A 456-nucleotide genomic window follows, 5' to 3' on the forward strand; every position below is an offset into this window, starting at 1 on the left:
CTTCGTCAACGGCTCGCGCGGCGCCATCGTGCAGGAAGCGGCATTGCTCGACGCGCTCGACAGCGGCCACCTGCGCGCGGCCGGCCTCGATGTGTTCGCGGTCGAGCCACTGCAGCAGGATTCGCGGCTGCGCACGCATCCGAAGGTGACGCCGCTGCCGCACATCGGCTCCGCGACGCACGAGACGCGCCGCGCCATGGCCGAGCTTGCCACCGACAATCTCCTGAAGGTCCTCGCCGGGCAGAAGCCGGTTGCCGCATTCGATCTTTCCAAGGTGTAGCCATGCCCAGTTCCATCCCCACGCTGTGCGGCTCGCTCGCGGGCCAGCCCTTCACCTTCAACGTCAAGGTCCACAACGCCGCGTACCGCGAACTGGGCCTGGACTACACCTTCGTGTGCTTCGGCATCGACGATGCGGCCGGCGGCGTACAGGCCATGCGCACGCTCGGCATCCGC

The 456-nt window shown here is 68.2% G+C and carries 1 protein-coding gene; it reads left to right on the forward strand.

Annotated elements, in window-relative coordinates; translation table 11 throughout:
• A partial coding sequence (locus HB681_RS37770; RefSeq protein WP_275946441.1) for an NAD(P)-dependent oxidoreductase occupies positions 1-280 on the forward strand: 280 nt, incomplete at its 5' end.
• Between the last annotated feature and the right edge of the window lie 176 nt (positions 281-456).

This window comes from Variovorax sp. dw_954, from assembly GCF_018449755.1.
Classification (GTDB): Bacteria; Pseudomonadota; Gammaproteobacteria; order Burkholderiales; family Burkholderiaceae_C; genus Variovorax.